Source organism: Pseudoflavonifractor intestinihominis (assembly GCF_040096055.1).
GTDB lineage: Bacteria > Bacillota > Clostridia > Oscillospirales > Oscillospiraceae > Pseudoflavonifractor > Pseudoflavonifractor intestinihominis.
The window spans coordinates 44,994-64,526 of the sequence record NZ_JBBMFK010000008.1; the positions used below are offsets into that span (position 1 = coordinate 44,994).

Below are 19,533 nucleotides of genomic sequence, written 5' to 3' on the forward strand. Positions count from 1 at the left end.
TCCTGAAACGTGAAAAAACCAAACCCCTATCACCTGCCCGGCGCGCCGGGGCTCACCTGCCACCTGAGCACGCCCAAGGTCACCATGGGCCACGGCGCCCTCAGCCAGCTGGGCGCCCTCCCCGGCGGCCGGATCGCCCTGGTGCTGGACGCCTACCTGATGGACAGCCCGCTCCTTCAGACCCTGACCGGCCAGACTCTGGCCGGTCAGGAATACCGCATCATCTGCGGCGTGAAGGACGAGCCCTCCTTTGCCGCCATCGACCCCTATATTCCGGTCATCCGTGAATTCGCCCCCACCCAGATCGTGGCCATCGGCGGCGGCTCCACCATGGACACCGCCAAGGCCCTCTGGGCCTTCTACGAGCGGCCCGAGCTGACCTGGGACACCCTCACCGGCGGCACCCCGCTGCCCGCCTTTCCCGGAAAGGCGGTGCTCATCGCCGTGCCCACCACCAGCGGGACCGGCGCCGAGGCCACCGGTGCGGCGGTCTACAAGCGCTACGACGGCACCAAGGCCCTGCTGATCGACGGAGCCATCCGCCCCGGCCAGGTGTTCCTGGACTTTGACCTGCTCTCCTCTCTGCCCAAAAAGGTGGTGGCCAACGCCGGTGTGGACGCCCTGGCCCATGTCATCGGCGCCATGAGCGTGGAGTCCGCCAACCCCATGGACAAGATGATCTGTACCCAGGTGGCCCTGAGCATCCTTCAGAATCTGCCCCGCTCCTACCTGACCGCCGATCCCCAGGCCAGGGACATGATGCACGTGTGCGCCTACCTGGCGGGGGACGAGATCAACAACGCCGGCGGCGGCCTGGAGCACAAGCTGGATATGTTCGCCAAGGCCTACCACATCCCCCACGGCGAGATCATCGGCATCTTCCTGCCCTACACCATGCTCTACCTGCTGCCGGAAAACCACTACCTGCCCCTGGCCGAGCAGCTGGGCATCCCCGGCGGCAGCCCGGAGGAAAAGCAGCGGGCTCTGGTGGGGCGCATCTGGGAGATGTACGACCTGCTGGGTATGCCCAAGACCATCCGGGATGCCGGTGTGCCGGAGCAGGAGTTCCTGGACAAGCTGCCGGAGTACATTGAAATGGTCAAGGCCATCGGACATATCTACTGGATTCGCGGCTTCCGGGGGGACGACTCCCTGCGGGACCTCTATCTTCAGGCATACTACGGAATCAATGAGGAGGATCTGAAATGAAGGTTGTCGCCATTACGGGCCCCAGAAAGACCGGGGTTTTTGACATCGAAAAGCCGGTGCCCGGCCCAGGGCAGGTGCTCATCCGCATCCACGCCTGCGCCCTGTGCACCTTTGAGCAGCGGGTGTTTACCCAGGTCACCAAAAAGGCCCTGCCCTATGTGGGCGGCCACGAGTGCGCCGGCGTCATTGAGGAGCTGGGTCCCGGCGTGGACGCCGCCGCCTGGCCGCTGGGCCGAAAGGTGGCGGTCCGGGTGCTCCAGTCCTGCGGCACCTGCTACTACTGCCGCCACGGACAGGAGAACCTGTGCACCGGGGCCTACGCCAAGTCCGCCGCCTCCGCCGGCAGCCTGAACCCCAACGGTCTGGGTGAATATCTGGCCGTAAACCTGGACCAGGTCTACCCCCTGGCCGACGACACCCCCTATGAGCAGGCCGTCTTTGTGGAGCCCTTCGCCTGTGTGCTCAACAGCATCGAGCGGGGCCAGATCGAGCTGGGGGACGACGTGGCGGTCATCGGCGGCGGCATCATGGGCATGCTCCATGTCATTGCCTCCAAGATGTCGGGCGCCCGGGTCATTCTCAGCGAGCCCGACCCCAACCGGGCCGAGATGGCCCGCCGTTACGGCGCGGACGTGGTCCTCAACCCCAAGGAGGAGGACGTGGTGGCCAGGGTCAAGGAACTCACCGGTGGCATGGGCGCCAATGTGGTCTTCAACACCACGCCCTTTGCCGCGCTGGCGGCCCAGGCCGTGGCCATGACCGCTCCGCTGGGCCGGTGCGTGATGTACAGTTCCCTCCACCCCGACGAGCCCATCCAGGTCAGCCCCAACGCCATCCACAACACCGAGGTCGTGATCACCGGCTCCAAGAGCCCCAGCGTAAAGTCCTTTGACACCTCCGCCCGCATCCTCTCCAAGGGGATCGTGGACCTGCGGCCCCTCCTCACCGAGTCCTATGAAAAGGAGGACGCGGACACCGCCTTTGAGCGGGCCTGCAGTATGGACACCTACCGGGTGATGATCAAATTCTGATACGAAATAGAAAGGTGTGAGCGGCTATGCTGGTCTCTATGGTGGGCCTGATGCAGAAGGCCCGGCAGGAGGGCTACTGCATCCCCGCCCCCGCGGTGGAAAACGAGCACACGGTGCGCGCCTGCATCGCGGCGGCGGAGGCCAAGAATTCCCCCCTGATCCTCATCTCCCTGTTTAAAGTCAATCCCGACATCATGATGTTCGGCCGCATCATTACGGACATCGCCCTGCGCACCCGGGTGCCCATCGCCATCTGTCAGGACCACGGCGCCACCTATGAGGAGGCCGTCTGGGCCATCCGCGCCGGATATACCGACATCATGGTGGACCGCTCCTCCCTGCCCTATGAGGAGAACGTGGCCCAGGTAAAGGAACTGGTCAAAATCGCCCATGCCGTGGGCGTGGGCGTGGAGGCCGAGCTGGGCCATGTGGGCACCAACTCCGACGGTCCCGACGACTCGGGAGAGGGTACGGGCAGCAGCGTCTTTACCGTCCCCGCCGAAGCGGCCTCCTTTGTGGCCGAGACCGGGGTGGATACCCTGGCGGTGTCCATCGGCACTGCCCACGGCCCCTACAAGGGCACCCCCAAGCTCCAGTTCGACCTGCTGCGGCAACTGCGGGAGACCGTCCCTGTGCCCCTGGTCCTCCACGGCGGCTCGGGCACCGGAGATGAAAATCTGTCCAGGGCCTGCAAGATGGGCATCTGCAAGCTGAACATCTCCAACGACCTGAAGCGGGGCGCCATCGCCGCCCTGACCGCCCAGGACAACCTGATGGGCATGGGCGCCTACAAGATGTACCCGCTGCTGGCCCAGGGGTATACGCAGACCCTGGAACACTACATCGACATATGCGGTTCCGCCGGGAAAGCGTGACCTCTCCCGGCCGTGAAGCGGCCGCGCTGCATAGCAAAGGGCTGGCACTGCCGGCTTTTCAGACGGAAAAAGGGTATGCACTGAGGTGCATACCCTTTTTCCTGTTCCGGGCTGTTCCGACGCCCCGTCAGGCCGAACGGTGCTGCGGCAGGGTACGGGACATCAGGTATCCCGCCTCTGCGGAGGGCCGGACTGTCCTGGCCTTTGCCCGCTGCTCCATGCAGAACCGTCCCGCAGTGCAGCACGCCGTCCCCAGGGGTCTCCAGGCAGGGTCCACACCGGCCATGGGACCTACGGCCGCCCTGCGGAAGGGCGCCCCATTGGCACAGATCAGGTCTTTGGACATGTTCCACCCTCCTTTTCTCTCTCTTCCGCCGTTCTCTACTCCGCCCAAGGGGCCCTCCCCCGCCCCTCCGCCGTCTTCCGCTCTTCCTCCAGGAAGTCCACAAGGGTGGGCCAGGTCTGGAAGAGCGCGCCGTTCCTGCGATCTATTTGGAGCACCTGCCCCCGGGCGTCCAGGTAGAGGGGATCGCCGAAGGACATGCGGCCCAGCGGGACGCAGCCGCCCAATACCGGCTCCTTCAGCGCCTCTCCCGCGCTGTAGAGCACGGTGCCCGGGGCGTTGAGCTCCATGCCGTCGCTGATGGCCCACAGCTCATAGAGCACATCCGGGGCCCGTGGGCAGTGCCGCCGGAAGGCGGCCACGGCTCCGTCGGACGCCGGGGGCGCAAGGGATACCGGCATTCTCCGGGTCATCATCAGGATCTGCTTGTACAGGCTGATCGCCATGGATCTCCACCTTGCTGTCATAAGTGCTGCAAAGTTCCGGCGCGGAACTGCAGAAATCCATCTTTTTCCCTCTGATGTGACCTTATTCCCCTCCGTTCGCCCCCGCAACCCGCCGGTTCGGGAAGCAGTCGGGACCCGTCCGGGACAAGCCGCCGTCCGCGTACCGGGGATTGCGGAAGAAAAATTTGTATGGTACACTAAATTCAGTCAAAATCCCCGGAATTTCGGCGGAGAGATGGGGTTCATCCCTCCCTCGAATTCCGGCTTTTTCGCCCTGATACGCAAAAAAGCATCCCGACCATGTCGGGATGCTTGAAAGGAGCGTGGGTTGTGATGCCCGGAACGCGCGACATCTCCTGGCGGGAACGCCTGGTAAACGGCAAAAAGCTGGCGGACTTTCAGGCGGGCGTGGCCGCCGACCTGGCCAAGGAGCTCGCCAGAACGGAGGAGAAGCTCCGCTCCGCCTCTCCCGCCCGGGCGGATGCCCTGAAGCGGGAGCTCAACCACTGCCGGAAGGTCCTGGAGCGGCTGGACCGGGTGGGCCCGGAGCCCCGGCGGCACGTGACGCTGTGGGGCCTGCGGGAGGCGCTGTGCACCGGCGGGCCACCCATCCTGGGCGCGGGAAAGCCGCCCGCCATGGACGCGCTCATGGACTGGGTGTTCGGCGGGACCGTCTTTGATATCCAGCTTCTCCGGGGTGAGAAGGGCCTGACCAAAAAGAGCGTCCAGAACAAGCTGTCCATCCTCCAGCACGGCTGCTATCAGTACCGGGAGACGGGAAAGCAGGAGGTGTGCAGGGAGTACCTGGACCAGCTGCTGGAGCAGTACCGGAAGCAGCCGGTTCTGCGCCTGCAGCAGGTGCGGGACCGGCTGGACGAGAGCTGCGCCCGGGACGGCTTCCAGCTGAGCGGCGCGGCGGCGCTCCAAATCGACGACCTGTTCCAGGGCGTCCGCCGGGAGATGGGCAGGCCCTCGGTCTCCTGGCAGGCGGAGGGCCGGGAGCGGGCCCTCCGGCAGCTGAGCCTTCTCTTTGTCCTGGCCCTGCTGACCGAGGACTGCTATCCCGCGGCGGACAGCCCGGCGGCACACTGGCTGGCCGGAGAGGACGGGCCCCGGGACCGGGCCGTCTCCCCCCCGCCGCCCCGCTGGGACCTGAGCAGGAGCGACGGCATTTTCCAGTGGAATATGGAGGAGATCGCCGACGAGCTGATCCCGGACGTGACCGTGGAGGGGCAGACCTTCCGCACCCTGCCCGCCGGCAGGGGCCGCCCCTGCAGCACTCCCATGGAGCAGATTCTGGAGCGCTGGGATACCGCCCGGCTGTTCCTCCTGTGCGGGGAGCAGGACAGCGCCGTGTCCGGCGCCGGGAAGACCACCTCCCTGCGGCTGCTGTGCCGGTATCTGCCCCGCCTCCGGCCCATCTTCGTCCCGCTCAGCCGGGTCTATACCGCCTACGAGATGCGCAACCTGCAAAAGGAAAACGGACGGCCCCGGCTGCTCACCTGGCTGGAGCTCCAGGGCGTCCTTCTGCCGGACCGGGAGGACCTGTCCGGCCGGCTCCTCATTCTGGACGGACTGGACGAGATCACCGCCCCCGAGGGGGTCCAGGCCCTGTGCGACGACCTGGTGGCCCTGTGCCGCCTCCCCTCCCTGCGGATCATCGTCAGCAGCAAGCTGCCCCCCGAGGAGCTCGCCGCCTGGCGTCTGGGCCTGCGGGGCATTTCCAACCTGTGGCGGGGCGGCGTCCCCTGCCGCATCCGGACCATCGGCCGGGCCCAGCGGCTGGACTACCTGCGGCGCAGCGGCCAGGCCCAGACGGAGGACAGCGAGGGGCTGAACACCCCCTTTCTCCTCACCCTGTACGGCTCCACCCAGCGCTTTCTCTCGGACGCCCATGCCCCCATCTTCCAGAGCATCCGGGACCGGTGGCTCTCCCCTGCAGTGGGCAGCGGACAGGAGGCCCTCTTTTACCGCTATCTGTGCGTCCAGATCTGCCGCTGGTGCGAGAGCTGCCCCGGGGACGACGTGCGCAGCGAGCTGGACGCCTTTTTCCTCCTGTTCGCCCTGCCTGCGGTGGCCTTCCGAATGCTGGTCCACCAGGTGTGCGACAGCTACTATGTGCCCTCCGCCGCCGACCCGGTGGACGGCCAGCGGGTGGAGGGCCTCATCCGGGACAGCTTCCTCGCCTTCCGGCAGATGCTGCGCCACTTCCCCCAGTATCAACACGGCGGGCTGGAGGTCCTGGCCTCCCAGAGCGGAGCCCTGACGGCGGAGGGGCTCGCCGCCGGGCAGGCCGCCGCCGTCCTCCACCGCAGCTTTGACCCGGACACTCTGGAGTGGGCCTACCACTTTGTCAACCACGCCATGGGGGACAGCCTGGCCATGCTCCACATGGCCAACCTGTTCTACGCCGCCTACCAACAGAACCGCACCGGCCACGGGACCATGGAGGGCCCCTTTTGGGACTGCCCCGCCCACTATCTCCACCGCCCCATGCTCAGGCGGGTCTACGGCTTTCTCTGCGTGCTCTTCGGCGGGGAGGATGTACTCCGGGGCATTCTGGAGCATCCGGACAGCACCCCCTGCGCCGGTCTCTCCGGCTACCTGCTGTGTACCCTGGCCGCCGAGATGTGCGCGGCACTGGAACTGCCCCAGCAGCGGGCGTGGCTGACAAGGGCCGCCGCCCTCCGGGCTTGTCTGGACCCTGCCTGTTCCGGCCGGGTGGGGGTGGAGTACATCATGCTGGACCTGTGCGAGCAGTCCCGGGAGCTCCGGCTGAAGGGACGGTTTGCCCAGGCGGCGGAGGCCGCGCGGGAGGCCATCCGGGTCCACCGGGACCACCCGGAGTTCAAAAACTCCGACGGATACCACAGCCTGGCCAAGGTCTACCTGGAGCAGGTCGCCCGCCTCCTCAACGGCCAGGACCCGGGCGAGCAGCCCCTGTCCGCCGTCCCGCCGGAGGAGCGGGCCACGGCGGACCAGGTGTGGACGGCCCTCCATGGCCTGGCGGACCGGGGCGGGGACTGGCCCGAGGCAGACCCGGTGCTGGGGCGGCTTCTGCCCCAGAGCCGCCCGGTGCTCCCCGCCCTCCTGGCCCTGGCCGACCGGGCCAGGCTGCGGCTGGACCACTACCAGGCCAGGGGCTGGATGGGCAGCGAGACGGTGCATTTCCTCCTGGAGGCCTCCTATGTGGCCAAGCTGCTGAGCGTCTACGCGGCCTTTCACGAGGGGGCCTCCGGCGCGGCGCTGAACATGCTGGGGTGCTTCTGCGAAAACCAGCAGGAGCTGCTGGAGAACAGCCCGGATCTGGCCTTTTTCCAGCAGAACCCGGGCCTGCACAGCCCCATCCCCCGGGAGGCCCTGGCCGACCCCCGCCACGCCCTCCACGCCTGGCAGCTCTATCTGCGCATCTACCAGATCCAGCGGGGGCTCCAGCCCTACCCCGCCCGGCGTCTGTCCGCCCTGCTGCTGATGCGTCAGGTGCGGCTGGGCCAGGGGGAAGAGGCGCTGCCCGGCCCCGGCCCGGACCCCGCCCTGAATCAGGCCGAGCTGGATTTTCTGTGGGAGTCCACCGCCCGGTCCTGCTCCGGCCAGGGAAAGGGCGTCCAGCTCTGCCGTATCCGCTTTCTCAACGAGCTGCTGGAGCGGCAGGAGCCGGAGCTGTACATCCAGGGCGCGGTGCGGGACCGGGACGCCCTGAAACAGGAGCTGGAGCGCCGCTACCGGGGGACTTGGGATATCTGCCGGTGCGACGCCCGCCTGGAGAAAGAGGATGGCTATGCCCCCGACCTGTTCACCATCATCCTGCTGGCCGAGTACGCTCCGGTCCGGCCTGTTCCGCTGCGGACAGAGGCCTTCCAGTCGGCCATCCGCACCTTCTACCAGCAGCAGATCCCCACGGCCGCCCGGCTGGAAAAGGCTCTGTCCGCCGCCCTCCGGGACCCCCGGAACCGCCGCGCCGACCATGCGCTCCTTCGGGAAGCCCTTTGGACTGATCTGAGCCGGATCCGGTACACCACGGGGTACTTTCTGGGCATGGACGCGCTGCGACTCCACTGGCTGCGTCTGTCCCGCCTGACCCGGGTATCCCCTGAATTTGACGGGCTTTTCCGGGGGCAGGGGACCGAAGAGTGGCGCCAGGTGGTGGCGCGGCTGACAGGGACAGAGGCGTAAAAGTTCCTCTGCGAGGGGACCTTACGCAGAAAAAAAGCACGAGGCTCCGGGCCAGTGGCCCGGAGCCTCGCTTTGCCGCTCTGGATTTGAACTGCGGCGTCCCTTACCTTTTAATATCATAGCTCTGGTTCATGATGCTGCGGATGGTGTCCACGTCGTCAGTGATATTGCCGTCTCCGTGGATGGTGTGCTTGATGACGCTGCTGGCCACGGCGAAGTTGACGGTCTCCTCCGCACTCCAGCCCTTCAGCATGGCGTAGATGAGGCCGCTGGCAAAGGCGTCGCCGCCCCCCACCCGGTCCAGGATGGTGAAGGTGATGAGGCGGCTCTCGTAGGTCTTGCCCTTGTACCACATGTAGGCCTTCAGACTGTTCTCACTGCCGCTGTGGGCGTAGCGCACGTGGCGGGCGATGCACTTCAGGTTGGGGTACCGGGCCACAAAGGTGTCGAACACCATCTTCTCCTCTTCCAGGCTGGGCTGGAAGGGCACGCCGTCCTTCCAGTCCCCTCTGCTGTGGTCGTTCTCGTCTTTCCACAGGTGATAGGGCTCGATGCCCAGCAGAACATCCACATAGGGCAGGCATTTGGTGCAAAAGTCCCGGGCCTCCTCCCAGCTCCACAGGGTGCTGCGGAAATTGCCGTCAAAGCTGATGGTCATGCCCAGCTCCCGGCCCGCCTTCAGGCAGTCCAGCACCAGCCGGGCGCAGGAGGGACTGAGGGCGGGGGTGATGCCGCTGAGGTGGAGCCAGTCGAAGCCCTCCAGCAGGGCGTGCAGGTCCACCTGGCGGAAGTCGTACTCGGCAAAGGCGCTGTGCTTCCGGTCGTAGGTGACCTTGCTGGGCCGGATACCGTAGCCCGTCTCCAGATAGTAGGTGCCCAGCCGGTGGGTTGGGGTCTCCTGGGGGGTGCTGAGGATGACGGGGGTGCAGTGAACGTCGTTGCTGCGCAGCATGCGCACCGCGCTCTTGCCCAGGCTGTTGTTGGGCACCACGGTGAAAAAGGTGCTGTCCACGCCCAGGTTGGCCAGGGCCAGGGCGATGTTGGCCTCGCTGCCGCCGTGGCTGGCCTCAAAGCTGGTGGCCACCCGGATCTTTCCGTAGTCCGGGGGTGTGAGCCGCAGCATGATCTCCCCCACGGTGATGAACTTCCCCGTGTCCCCCTGGGGACTCAGCAGCGGATTGCGGTGTATCATGGCCTGCATCTCCTCTCTGTCATAGATAAAAAGGAAGGCCGGCTGCTGATGCAGCCGGCCCTGTTTGTCTGATATTCAGCGCTGGATGCGGCCGGAGCCGTCGCCGCCAGCCAATTTTTCCACCTCGGGCAGGGTGACCATGTTGTAGTCGCCCTCGATGGAGTGCTTGAGGGCGGAGGCCGCCACAGCGAACTCCACCGCCTCCTGGGTGGACTTGCCGGACAGCAGGGCATAGATCAGGCCGCCGCCGAAGCTGTCGCCGCCGCCCACCCGGTTGATGATGTGGAGGTCGTACTTCTTGGAGAAGCAGTACTCGTCCGAGGCCACATCGTAGAGCATGGCGCTCCAGCCGTTGTCAAAGGCGGAGTGGGACTCCCGGAGGGTGATGGCCACCTTCTCAAAGCCGAACTTGTCGGCAAGCTGCTTGGCCACGGACTTGTAGCCCTCACGGTTGATCTCACCGGCGTAGATGTCGGTGGCCTCGGCCTCGATGCCGAACACGTCCTTGGCGTCCTCCTCGTTGGAGATGCACACATCCACGTACTGGCACAGGCGCGTCATGGCCGCACGGGCCTGGTCCCGGGTCCACAGTTTGCCCCGGTAGTTCAGGTCGCAGGAGATCTTCACGCCCCGGGCCTTGGCGGCCTTGCAGGCGTCCTCGCAGGCGTCCACCAGGTTGGGGCCCAGGGCGGGGGTGATGCCGGTGAAGTGGAACCAGTCCGCGCCCTCAAAGATGCTGTCCCAGTCGAAGTCGGAGGGCTGGGACTCCTGGATGGCGGAGCGGGCCCGGTCGTAGATGCACACGCTGCCCCGCTGGGAGGCGCCCTTCTCGTTGTAGTAGATGCCCACCCGGTTTCCGCCGCGGACGATCTTGGTGGTGTCCACGCCGTACCGGCGCAGGGAGTTGACCGCCGCCTGGCCGATGGCGTGGGCGGGCAGCTTGGTGACGTACACGGCGTGGGCGCCGTAGTTGGCCAGGGACACGGCCACGTTGGCCTCGCCGCCGCCGAAGCTGAACTCCAGGTGGTCGGCCTGGACAAAGCGCTCGTAGTTGTAGGGCTGGAGCCGGACCATCAGCTCGCCGAAGGTAACAACTTTCATAGGTCGGGATTCCTCCTGTATGCGCCTTACTTCCTGCCCACCAGGTGGAGAGCAAAGCCGCAGATTTCATCGCTGAGATAGATGGCGTTGAGGGTGCCGTCGGGCAGGTACTTGGCGGTGGAGGGGTCAAAGGTGAAGCCCTTGGCCTCCAGCTCCGCCTGGGCCGCCGCCACATCGGGGGTGCCGATGGCGATGTGGCCGTGGGTGCCCTTGTAGGGCTCCTTCATGACCTCGATGCCGCTGCCGGCAAAGACCGAGCTGTTGCCCTCCTTGGCCGTGAAGCCGAAGAGTGTGCCAAACAGGGCGGCCGCCCGCCGGGCCTCCTCCGGGTTGGCCCCGTTGATGCCCACATGGGCCAGCACATAGTCAGCCATTGCCCCGCACCTGCTTCACGATGGCCACGGACTCCCTGCACAGGTTGATGATCTCGTCCCACTTCTGGTTGTCGATCAGGTCGGCGGTGACCATGTAGGAGCCGCCGCAGGCGCAGATGACCGGGCAGGACAGGTAGTCCTTCAGGTTCTTCAGGGAGATGCCGCCGGTGGGCATGACCTTGAACATGGGGAAGGGGGCGCTGAGGGCCTTGATCTTGGCCAGGCCGCCGCACTGCTCGGCGGGGAAGAACTTGACGACCTCCAGGCCCAGCTTGAAGGCGGTGTGGTAGTCGGTGGCGGAGCTGCAGCCGGGGTAGACGGGCACGCCCTTGGCCTGGCAGTACTTCACGATATCAGGGTCCAGGCCAGAGGTGACGATAAACTTGGCGCCGGCGGCCAGGGCCTCGTCCACCTGCCCGGTGGTGAGCACGGTGCCCGCGCCCACCAGCATATCGGGCTGGGCCTGGCTCATCAGCTTGATGGCGGTGGCGGCGCCGGCGGCCCGGAAGGTCACCTCGGCCACGGGCACGCCGCCCTCGCACAGGGCGTTGGCCAGGGCGGCGGCGTCCCGCTCGGGGTGGTTGAGCTTGATCACCGGCACAACGCCGATGTTGGAAATGGCTTCATTCATGGCATTCATGTTGATAACGCTCCTTTTCAGCAGCAGTAGATCTTGTCTATGACCCGGCAGGGGTCTGGAGCACCTGGGCCTCCCGGGCCACAGGCACGTCCGCGTACTGGTCTGGCTCGGGCATGGGCAGGCTCTGCATGTAGGCGTGCATGGCCTCGGCCACCCGCTTGCCGTTGGCAACCGCCTCCACCACGGTGCGGGCGCCGTTGACCGCGTCGCCGGCGGCGAACACGCCGGGTCGGCTGGTGCGGCCGTCCTCGTCCACGGTGAGCAGGCCCTTTACATTGGTGTCGATGCCCTGGGTGGTCTGGACCAGGTTGCTCTCCGCACCCTGGCTGACGGCGATGATGACGCTGTCGCAGGGGTAGAGCTCCTCCGTGCCCTCCGCGGGGCCACGGAGCCGTCCTCCCGCCTCTGGTTGTCGGAGAGCACCACGCCGTCGTCCCGGATCTCCAGGGTGGCCTTGTCCATGAGGAAGTCCACCCCTTCCAGCTTGGCGTAGCTGGTCTCGTACTGGCTGGCGCTGATGGCGTCCCCCCGGGCCACGCATACCACGTGCCTGGCCCCCTTGCGGATGGCGGTGCGGGCGCAGTCCATGGCCGAGTTGCCCGTACCGATGACCACCACCCGCTCCCCCAGATGGAAGGCGTCGGGGTTTGCCAGGTAGTTGATGGCGTAGCTCACGTGGCCCAGGCTCTCGCCCTTGATGTTCAGCCGGTTGGGCCGCCACAGCCCCGCGCCCACGAACACGCTCTCATAGCCGTCCCGGAACAGGTCGTCAATGGTGAGGGTGTTGCCGATGTAGGTGTTGGGGCGGAATTTGATGCCCTTGAGCTCCAGGTGGCGGTAGGCGATGTCGTCCAGCACGGCGTCGGGCAGGCGGAAGTCTGGGATGCCGTACCGCATGACGCCGCCGATTTTGTCCCGGCCGTCGAAGATGGTCATCTGGTACCCGTACCGGGCCAGAATGATGGCGATGGTCAGGCCTGCGGGGCCCGCGCCGATGACGGCGGCCCGGCGGCCGTTGGACGGCGCGGGGCCCTTCACCATCTTGTTGGCGTAGGTGGTGGAGATGTAGTTCTCGATGATGGAGAAGTGGACCGGCGCTTCCTTGATGCCCCGGATGCAGTGCCCCTCGCACTGGCTCTCGTGGTTGCACACCAGGGAGCAGACGGTGGTCAGCGGATTGTTCTCAAAGAGCATCCAGCCCGCCTCGTCCAGCTTGCCTTCCTTCAGCAGGCGGATGACCTCCGGGATATTGGTTCCGATGGGGCAGCCCTCCCGGCACCTGGGCTTTTTACAGCCCAGGCACCGCGCTGCCTCGTCCATAACGTGAAGCGCCATGACCTGTTACACTCCGGAGTAGGCGGCAAAGCCCGCGTCGATGGGCAGCACCACGCCGGTGATGGCGCTGGCGGCCTTGTCGTCGCACAGGAAGAACACGCCGCCCAGCAGCTCGTCGCTCTCCACGAACCGGTTCATGGGCGTGCCGGCCAGAATCTTGGCGGTACGGGGGGTGGGGGTGCCGTCCTCGTTGAAGAGGAGCTTCCGGTTCTGGTTGGACACCAGGAAGCCGGGGGCGATGGCGTTGCAGCGGATGCCGCTGCCGGCGAAGTGGGTGGCCAGCCACTGGGTGAAGTTGGAGACGGCGGCCTTGGCGCCTGAGTAGGCGGGGATCTTGGTCAGAGGGATGTAGGCGTTCATGGAGGAGATGTTCAGGATGCAGCCGTGCTGCTTGTCCACCATGTCCTTGGCAAAGACCTGGGTGGGCAGCAGGGTGCCCTGGAAGTTCAGCTTGAACACGAAGTCCACGCCGCTGGGCTCCAGGTCAAAGAAGGTCTTCTGGCCCTCCTTGGCCTCGTGCTGATACTCGTTGTCGGTGGTGGCGCGGGGGTTGTTGCCGCCGGCGCCGTTGATGAGGATGTCGCAGGGACCCAGGTCCTGGAGCACCTGGGCGTGGACGGCCTCCAGAGCCTCGATCTCCAGCACGTTGGCCTTGTAGCCCTCGCAGACATAGCCCTCGGCCTTGCACTCATCGGCCAGCTTCTTCACGGCGTCCTCGTTCAGGTCCAGGGCGGCCACCTTGGCGCCCGCCTGGGCGAAGGCACGGGCCATCTCGCCGCACAGCACGCCGCCGGCGCCGGTCACCACGACGACCTTGCCGGTAAAATCCACATTCAGAGGCAGATTGATCATAATAAAGCTCCTTCTTTCAGAAAAAGATTATTTCTTTGCCTTCTCGCAGGCCTCGAACAGGCCGTTGATGTAGGCCGCGCCCAGAGCGCGGTCGTACAGGCCGTAGCCGGGCTTGCCGGTCTCGCCCCAGATCATGCGGCCGTGGTCGGGCCGGACGTAGCCGTCAAAGCCGGTCTCCACCAGGGCGTTGACGATCTGGTACATATCCAGGCTGCCGCAGCTGGACAGGTGGGCCCGCTCCTCAAAGGAGCCGTCCTCCATGATCTTCACGTTGCGGATGTGCATGAAGGCGATGCGGCCCATGGCGGAGTACTTGCGCACCATGGCCACCACGTCGTTGCTCCTGGCGCAGCCCAGGCTGCCGGTGCACAGGCACAGGCAGTTGGCGGGAGAGTCCACCAGCTTGAGGAACCGGTCCAGGTTGGCCTCGCAGGTGATGATGCGGGGCAGGCCGAAGATGGGGTACGGGGGGTCGTCGGGGGCCTTCTTGTCCAGCTGGGTGCGGGTCCAGTCAAAGACGGGCATGAAGTTGTAGGTCACGCACTTGACGCCGTACTTGGCGCAGCGGCGGATGTTCTCACAGTAGACCTCCAGCAGGTGGTCCAGGTCGCCCCGGCCCAGCTTGATGTCCTCGTGGACGGGGATGGACTCCACCACGTCGAACACCAGGCCGTTGTCCTCGCAGTCCTTCTTCAGGGCCGCCAGGCTCTCCTCGGGCCAGACCTCGCCAGGCTTGACGTCGTACACAGCGGTGACGATGCTGCGCATGCCGGGAATCTGGCGGATATACTCCAGAGAGATGGGGTCGCTCTCTCCGTACCAGCGAAACGAGAGTTTCATTGTGTTCTCCTTATGATTAAAGATTAAAGTAGCGTTTGGCGTTATTGAAGCAGATGTCCTGCACCAGGCGGCCCAGGGCGGGCAGGTCACGGGGGTACTCCCCGTTCTCCACCCAGCGGCCCAGCAGGGCGCACAGCACCCGGCGGAAGTACTCGTGCCGGGCGTAGCTGAGCAGGCTGCGGCTGTCGGTGAGCATGCCGATGAAGTTGCCCAGCACGCTCAGGTTGGCCAGGCTGGTCAGCTGCTCGGTCATGCCGGTCTTGTGGTCGTTGAACCACCAGGCGCTGCCGTGCTGGATCTTGCCCGCCGTCTCCGGGCCCTGGAAGGCGCCCAGCAGGGTGTCGATCCAGGCGTTGTCCGCCGGGTTCAGGCTGTACAGCACGGTCTTGGGCAGATTGCCCTCCCGCTCCAGGGCGTCTATGAGGCGGTAGGTGGCGGCGCAGCTGTCGGTGACGGCGATGCAGTCAAAGCCGGTGTCCGGCCCCAGCTGGGCCATCATGCGGCTGTTGGGGTTGCGCATGCAGCTGAAGTGGAGCTGCATGACCCAGCCCAGCTTCCGGTACTCCCGGGCGCAGTGGAGGATCACCGCGGTCTGGTAGCCCTCGGCCTCCTCCCGGGTGAGGGTCTCCCCCGCCCGAGCCTTGTTCATGGCGGCGGTGGCGGTTTCGTCGGACACCTGGCGGCACATGACATAGTCCAGGCCGTGGTCGGCGGAGCGGCAGCCGTGGGCGTCAAAGAAGGCGATGCGGTCGCTGAGGGCGGCCCGCATATCCTCGATGGTGGCGATGGTGCGGCCGGTGGTCTGCTCCAGCTGCTCCAGATAGGCGGCAAAACCGCTCTTGTGCAGATTCACCGCCGGGTCGGGCCGGAAGCTGGGGCACACCTGCACGGGGAAGGATTTATCCCCCGCCAGCTTCTCGTGCCAGATAAGGTCGCTGCACGGGTCGTCGGTGGTGCCCACCATGGCCACATTGCTGCCCAGAATCAGCCCCCGGGCGCTCATGGCCGGGTCGTTTTTCAGCTTGTGGTTGCACAGCTCCCACACCTCCCGGGCAGTCTCGCCGCTGAGCACGCCGGTGTAGCCGAAGTAGTTCTTCAGCTCCAGGTGGCACCAGTGGTACATGGGGTTGCCGATGGCCCGGGGCAGGGTCTGGGCGAACTTCTCAAACTTTTCATAGTCGGAGGCGTCGCCGGTGATGTACTTCTCCTCCACGCCGTTGGAGCGCATGAGCCGCCACTTGTAGTGGTCGCCCCCCAGCCAGATCTGGGTGATGTTCTCAAAGCGCCTGTCCTCCCAGATGTCCTTGGGGTCGATGTGGCAGTGGTAGTCCGCGATGGGCATGGAGGCGGCGTAGGTGTGGTACAGGGCCTTGGCGGTCTCCGTGTCCAGCAGAAAATCGTCGGTCAGAAAGGTATTCAAGTTTTTTTCTCCCTTTCAGTTCAGTTTCGCAGCTGTTCGGGCACCTGGTCCACGGTCTGGTACCGCTCCATGGCCTCCTCCAGGGACATGCCCTGCTCGATGGCCGCCTTGCGGGCGGCGTTGACCGCCTGGATCTCCTTCATCTTGGCGCCGGTGAGGGTGTAGCCCTTCATGGCCAGCAGGGTGGCGCCCCAGGCCAGCATGGGAATGACGCAGAACATGATGATGACAGCCACCTTGATGCCCATGGAGTAGGGGGTGCTGTCGTCGGGCAGCTCAGACAGGCCGGCGCAGGCCAGGAAGATAAAGGCCACCAGGGTCTGGGCCAGGGAGGACACCAGCTTGTCCACCAGGGAGAACATGGTGCCCATGATGCCGGGGATATACTTGCCGGAGCGGTAGGTCTCGTAGTCCGAGCAGTCGGCCACCATGGGGATGGGCATGTCGGCGGTGGCGTAGTAGGTGCCGTAGCCCACGCCGAAGAACACGATGAACAGGATGGTGTACAGGTTGATGGCTCCGCCGCCCTTGAAGGGGAAGGAGAGCGTCAGGCTGGGATTGCCGTGGCTGTTGACCAGCAGCAGCACCAGCACGCCCACGTAGCAGATGAGGGCCACGGAGACGTAGCGGATGAGGGAGGCCCGCTGGCCCTTCTTCTGGCTGGTGCGCATGGACAGCAGGAAGAAGGGGACGGCGTACACATAGCCCAGCACCATCATGGGCAGGTACAGGGAGTTGTAGTTGCCCATGACAATGCCGTACAGGGCCAGCAGCACGGTGGTGTTGGTGGCGATGGCCAGGGCCAGCTTGCAGCCGGCGCCGGCCACCATCAGGCGCTGCATGGGCTTGTTGGCCTTGATGATCTGGGCGTACTCGGAGAGCTTCACGTTCTCCGAGTACGCCCAGGCCGTAGAACTCGGGGCGGTCCTTCTCGGCGATGCCGATGATGGCCAGGATGGTGAGCAGCACCGAGATGCCGATGCCGATGGGGGTGATGATGCGGTAGACCATGGGGTTGGCGTAGCCGGAGGTGATGACGTTGCCGGCGGCGTCCTTCACGTCATACATGGCCTTGACCAGGGGGGATAAGGAACTGCATGATGCCCATGCCCAGCAGGGAGCCCACGGTGTTGAAGATGGTGAACATGGGGCGCTGGTTGGGGTCGTTGGTCAGGACGGTCTGGCCGGCGCGGGTGACAGAGGTCTGGAAGGTGTAGCCCAGAACCCAGATGAAGTAGACCACGGTGAATGCCACGTAGCGCAGGGGCATCATGGTCTCGGGGATAAAGGGCAGCAGGATGTAGAGGGCCACCACACTCAGGGCCATGACCACGCTGCCCAAAATCATAAAGGGCCGGAATTTGCCGATTCTGGTGTTGGTGCGGTCCATCATGGCGCCGATGATGGGGTCGGTGATGGCGTCGCACACCCGCATGACCGTGACCATGATGGAGGCAAACACGCCCAGATGGAGGATGCTGGAGCCAAACTGGGCCACATAGGACAGAATCAGGATGAAATAGACGTTGGTTGCGCCGTTATTGAGGGGGAACAGGACCAGCTGATAGGGCTTGGCCCGGTTCAACCCGCTTCCGGAAGGATCATGGGTATGGTTCTTCACATGGCATCTCCTTCTTCTTTCAAAATGATGGGTTCCCTTGCAATGAGTCTCATACCCAGTTGGCACTGGAGCTCTTCCCTTTTTTCAGGCGGTAGGCGTCGTTGGGACGCTCCACCCGCCGGATATGGATGGCGTCCCGGCACTGACCGGCCCGGGCCTCCAGCTTGACGGGGCCATTCAGGGGCACCCGGAAGGTAAAGACCTTATCCCCCGTCTTGGTCTCCACCAGCTTGCCGTTGCAGTAGAGGGACACCTGGCTCTGGTTGGAGTAGACCTTCACGGTGGTCACCTGCTCGGCCCGGTCGGTGTACCGGCTGCCGCAGAGGTGGACAAAGGGCTCGTCGCTCCAGTAGGCCTTGTAGAGATAAAAGCTGTCTTTCTTGATCTTGCGGTCAAAGGTGACCAGCCCCTTGTGGTTCATGCCGGGCTCGCCGCCCTGGTCCCGGGCGTCGGCGGCAAAGTCGAACATGTTCCACACGTGGGTGCTCCACATATAGGGGTGGCGCTGGAAGCACTTGAGCATGAACTCATGGTAAATGGCCTGATACTCCTCGGTGTGGTCCCCGCGGCGGGGGTGGGAGGCGTGGAGGTTGGGCATGCCCTCGCAGCCGTACTCCGAAAATCCCAGGCACCGCTTGGGGTAGACCAGGTGGAAGAAGGATATCCACAGGTCGTTGAGGAACAGCCCGGGCACGTACCAGCCCAGGTACAGGTTCCAGCTCACCAGGTCGGAGATATGGGCCGAGCGGTTGAAGGGGCCGCACATGGCGTAGCAGGCCAGGGTGGTGGGCCGGGTGGGGTCCATGGTGTGGCACAGGTCGTTGAGGACCCGGTGGTTGTCCAGCATGTCCGCCTTGTCCCTGGTGGAGATGGTGATCTCGTTGGACAGGCCCCAGGTGACGATGGAGGGGTGGTTGTAGTTCTGGATGATGAGCTCCTTCATCTGGCTGATGGTGTTGTCCCGACCACCCGGCATATGCTCGGAGATATAGGGGATCTCCGCCCAGACGATCATGCCGTACTGGTCGCACAGGTCGTAGAAGTACTGGTCGTGCTGATAGTGGGCCAGGCGGATGGTGTTGGCGCCGATCTCCCGGATGAGGGCCATGTCCTCGTCGTGGTGGGCCCTGGTCAGGGCGTTGCCCAGGCCCTTCCGGTCCTGGTGGCGGGACACGCCGTGGAGGGGATAGGGCCGCCCGTTGAGGAAAAAGCCCTCCTTGGGGTCCACCCGGAAGGTGCGCACGCCGAAGGTACTGGAGATCTCGTCCACTACAGCGCCGTTCTCCACCAGCCGCAGGGTGGCGGTATAGAGATAGGGGTCCTTCACGCCGTCCCACAGGTGCACGCCGGGGATGTCCAGGGTCACGTCGGTGCCCTGGCCGACAGCCACGGTGTTCCCTTCCGCGTCGGTGAGGGTCACCTCCACGGCGGGGCTTTCCACGTTGGTCCAGCTCTCCACCCGGATCTTGCCGGTGGCGCCGTCCAGGGCGGGCGTGATGCGCAAACCGGGACCGCCGAAGAAATCCAGATCAAAGTGGTGCTTGCTCACCACCAGCAGCACCACGTCCCGGTAGATGCCGCCGTAGAAGGTGAAGTCCGCCTTCTGGGGGTACACACGGTCGTTGACGCTGTTGTCCACCCGGACGGTCATGTGGTTCTCCGCCTGGAGCAGCCCGGCCACCTCCGCCCGGAAGGTGGAGTAGCCGCCGTCGTGGTGGGTCACAGGCTTCCCGTTGAGCTCCACGTCGGCGGAGGCGTTCACCCCCCGGAACTCCAGGTACACCGTCTGGGTGTCCGGGTCAAACTCCGGCATGGGAAACGTCTTCTCATAGGTGCAGGTGCCGCGCCAGTAGTCGTTTCCGCCGTCCTGTCCGTCCACCGCGTTCCAGGTGTGGGGCAGATCCACTGCCTCCGGCGTACCTTTGGGACCGTAAAAGGTCCAGTTCCGGTTTAAACAAATGCTGTTCCGCATCGAGCCTCTCCTTCTTTCCTGTCCGTGGAGCTTTGCAGGCGCCGGCTCCGTCCGGGTCCGGGCGCTGCTAATTTCTGGTTATTATTGTAATGTTTTTTACCTGTCCGCG

14 protein-coding genes and 2 pseudogenes are annotated in these 19,533 nt (G+C 65.2%); 4 read left to right on the forward strand and 12 right to left on the reverse strand.

All coding sequences use genetic code 11. The features are described from left to right. The first annotated feature begins 9 nt into the window (after nucleotides 1–9). The 3 genes from WMO64_RS06370 to WMO64_RS06380 are packed head-to-tail and all read left to right on the forward strand — an operon-like array spanning nucleotide 10 to nucleotide 3,115. Nucleotides 10–1,209, forward strand: coding sequence for an iron-containing alcohol dehydrogenase (locus WMO64_RS06370; protein WP_349231415.1), 1,200 nt, complete (start codon nucleotides 10–12; stop codon nucleotides 1,207–1,209). Continuing rightward, nucleotides 1,206–2,240, forward strand: a complete 1,035-nt coding sequence (locus WMO64_RS06375) for a zinc-dependent alcohol dehydrogenase (protein WP_349231416.1) — start codon at nucleotides 1,206–1,208, stop codon at nucleotides 2,238–2,240. Before WMO64_RS06370 ends, WMO64_RS06375 begins: the two co-directional genes overlap by 4 nt. A 26-nt stretch (nucleotides 2,241–2,266) precedes the next feature. Beyond that, entirely contained in the window at nucleotides 2,267–3,115 is an 849-nt protein-coding gene (locus WMO64_RS06380) for a class II fructose-bisphosphate aldolase (protein WP_349231417.1), read from the forward strand. 127 nt (nucleotides 3,116–3,242) lie between these two features. Here the strand turns inward: WMO64_RS06380 and WMO64_RS06385 are convergent, their stop codons facing one another. Continuing rightward, nucleotides 3,243–3,461 carry a hypothetical protein gene (locus WMO64_RS06385; RefSeq protein ID WP_349231418.1) on the reverse strand — a complete coding sequence of 73 codons (219 nt, stop codon included), beginning with the start codon at nucleotides 3,459–3,461 and terminating at the stop codon, nucleotides 3,243–3,245. Nucleotides 3,462–3,496: 35 nt separating this feature from the next. After that, nucleotides 3,497–3,904: an SMI1/KNR4 family protein gene (locus WMO64_RS06390; protein WP_349231419.1), complete on the reverse strand. Its 408-nt coding sequence runs from the start codon at nucleotides 3,902–3,904 to the stop codon at nucleotides 3,497–3,499. A 333-nt stretch (nucleotides 3,905–4,237) separates the two neighbouring features. On the opposite strand from WMO64_RS06390, the gene WMO64_RS06395 reads away from it, so the two are divergent. Next, entirely contained in the window at nucleotides 4,238–8,077 is a 3,840-nt protein-coding gene (locus WMO64_RS06395; RefSeq protein ID WP_349231420.1) for an NACHT domain-containing protein, read from the forward strand. Between the two features lie 103 nt (nucleotides 8,078–8,180). Here the strand turns inward: WMO64_RS06395 and WMO64_RS06400 are convergent, their stop codons facing one another. The 10 genes and pseudogenes from WMO64_RS06400 to WMO64_RS06450 all read right to left on the reverse strand — a co-directional run bounded on the left by WMO64_RS06400 (nucleotide 8,181) and on the right by WMO64_RS06450 (nucleotide 19,424). Next, complete coding sequence (locus tag WMO64_RS06400) at nucleotides 8,181–9,269, reverse strand: sugar kinase (protein WP_435412055.1); 1,089 nt, start codon at nucleotides 9,267–9,269, stop codon at nucleotides 8,181–8,183. A 75-nt stretch (nucleotides 9,270–9,344) separates the two neighbouring features. Then, entirely contained in the window at nucleotides 9,345–10,370 is a 1,026-nt protein-coding gene (locus WMO64_RS06405) for a PfkB family carbohydrate kinase (protein ID WP_349231422.1), read from the reverse strand. A 26-nt stretch (nucleotides 10,371–10,396) separates the two neighbouring features. Then, a complete protein-coding gene (locus tag WMO64_RS06410) occupies nucleotides 10,397–10,744 on the reverse strand; it encodes a VOC family protein (RefSeq protein WP_349231423.1) in 348 nt (115 codons plus the stop codon). Continuing rightward, nucleotides 10,737–11,384: a bifunctional 4-hydroxy-2-oxoglutarate aldolase/2-dehydro-3-deoxy-phosphogluconate aldolase gene (eda, locus tag WMO64_RS06415; protein ID WP_349231424.1), complete on the reverse strand. Its 648-nt coding sequence runs from the start codon at nucleotides 11,382–11,384 to the stop codon at nucleotides 10,737–10,739. The genes WMO64_RS06410 and eda overlap by 8 nt, the downstream gene beginning before the upstream one ends. A gap of 37 nt (nucleotides 11,385–11,421) precedes the next feature. Beyond that, nucleotides 11,422–12,719, reverse strand: a pseudogene (locus tag WMO64_RS06420) (NAD(P)-dependent oxidoreductase). A gap of 6 nt (nucleotides 12,720–12,725) precedes the next feature. Next, nucleotides 12,726–13,571: an SDR family oxidoreductase gene (locus tag WMO64_RS06425; RefSeq protein ID WP_349231425.1), complete on the reverse strand. Its 846-nt coding sequence runs from the start codon at nucleotides 13,569–13,571 to the stop codon at nucleotides 12,726–12,728. 27 nt (nucleotides 13,572–13,598) lie between these two features. Beyond that, the gene (locus WMO64_RS06430; protein WP_349231426.1) at nucleotides 13,599–14,411 is read right to left on the reverse strand and encodes a mannonate dehydratase; all 813 of its coding nucleotides are present in this window, start codon (nucleotides 14,409–14,411) and stop codon (nucleotides 13,599–13,601) included. A gap of 16 nt (nucleotides 14,412–14,427) precedes the next feature. Next, nucleotides 14,428–15,831 (reverse strand): glucuronate isomerase, encoded by a 1,404-nt coding sequence (uxaC, locus tag WMO64_RS06435; RefSeq protein WP_349231427.1) that lies wholly within the window; start codon nucleotides 15,829–15,831, stop codon nucleotides 14,428–14,430. Between the two features lie 20 nt (nucleotides 15,832–15,851). Then, nucleotides 15,852–17,452: pseudogene (locus tag WMO64_RS17140) on the reverse strand (MFS transporter). 49 nt (nucleotides 17,453–17,501) lie between these two features. Next, a complete protein-coding gene (locus WMO64_RS06450; RefSeq protein ID WP_349231430.1) occupies nucleotides 17,502–19,424 on the reverse strand; it encodes a glycoside hydrolase family 2 protein in 1,923 nt (640 codons plus the stop codon). Nucleotides 19,425–19,533 lie beyond the last annotated feature (109 nt).

Excerpts from the sequence above, each read along its gene's own strand:
- WMO64_RS06425 (WP_349231425.1), bottom strand. The coding sequence starts at position 13,571 with ATGATCAATCTGCCTCTGAATGTGGATTTTACCGGCAAGGTCGTCGTG.
- eda (WP_349231424.1), bottom strand. The coding sequence starts at position 11,384 with ATGAATGCCATGAATGAAGCCATTTCCAACATCGGCGTTGTGCCGGTG.
- WMO64_RS06390 (WP_349231419.1), bottom strand. The coding sequence starts at position 3,904 with ATGGCGATCAGCCTGTACAAGCAGATCCTGATGATGACCCGGAGAATG.
- WMO64_RS06375 (WP_349231416.1), top strand. The coding sequence starts at position 1,206 with ATGAAGGTTGTCGCCATTACGGGCCCCAGAAAGACCGGGGTTTTTGAC.
- WMO64_RS06395 (WP_349231420.1), top strand. The coding sequence starts at position 4,238 with ATGCCCGGAACGCGCGACATCTCCTGGCGGGAACGCCTGGTAAACGGC.
- WMO64_RS06400 (WP_435412055.1), bottom strand. The coding sequence starts at position 9,269 with ATGATACACCGCAATCCGCTGCTGAGTCCCCAGGGGGACACGGGGAAG.
- WMO64_RS06430 (WP_349231426.1), bottom strand. The coding sequence starts at position 14,411 with ATGAAACTCTCGTTTCGCTGGTACGGAGAGAGCGACCCCATCTCTCTG.
- WMO64_RS06385 (WP_349231418.1), bottom strand. The coding sequence starts at position 3,461 with ATGTCCAAAGACCTGATCTGTGCCAATGGGGCGCCCTTCCGCAGGGCG.
- WMO64_RS06380 (WP_349231417.1), top strand. The coding sequence starts at position 2,267 with ATGCTGGTCTCTATGGTGGGCCTGATGCAGAAGGCCCGGCAGGAGGGC.
- WMO64_RS06410 (WP_349231423.1), bottom strand. The coding sequence starts at position 10,744 with ATGGCTGACTATGTGCTGGCCCATGTGGGCATCAACGGGGCCAACCCG.
- WMO64_RS06405 (WP_349231422.1), bottom strand. The coding sequence starts at position 10,370 with ATGAAAGTTGTTACCTTCGGCGAGCTGATGGTCCGGCTCCAGCCCTAC.
- WMO64_RS06450 (WP_349231430.1), bottom strand. The coding sequence starts at position 19,424 with ATGCGGAACAGCATTTGTTTAAACCGGAACTGGACCTTTTACGGTCCC.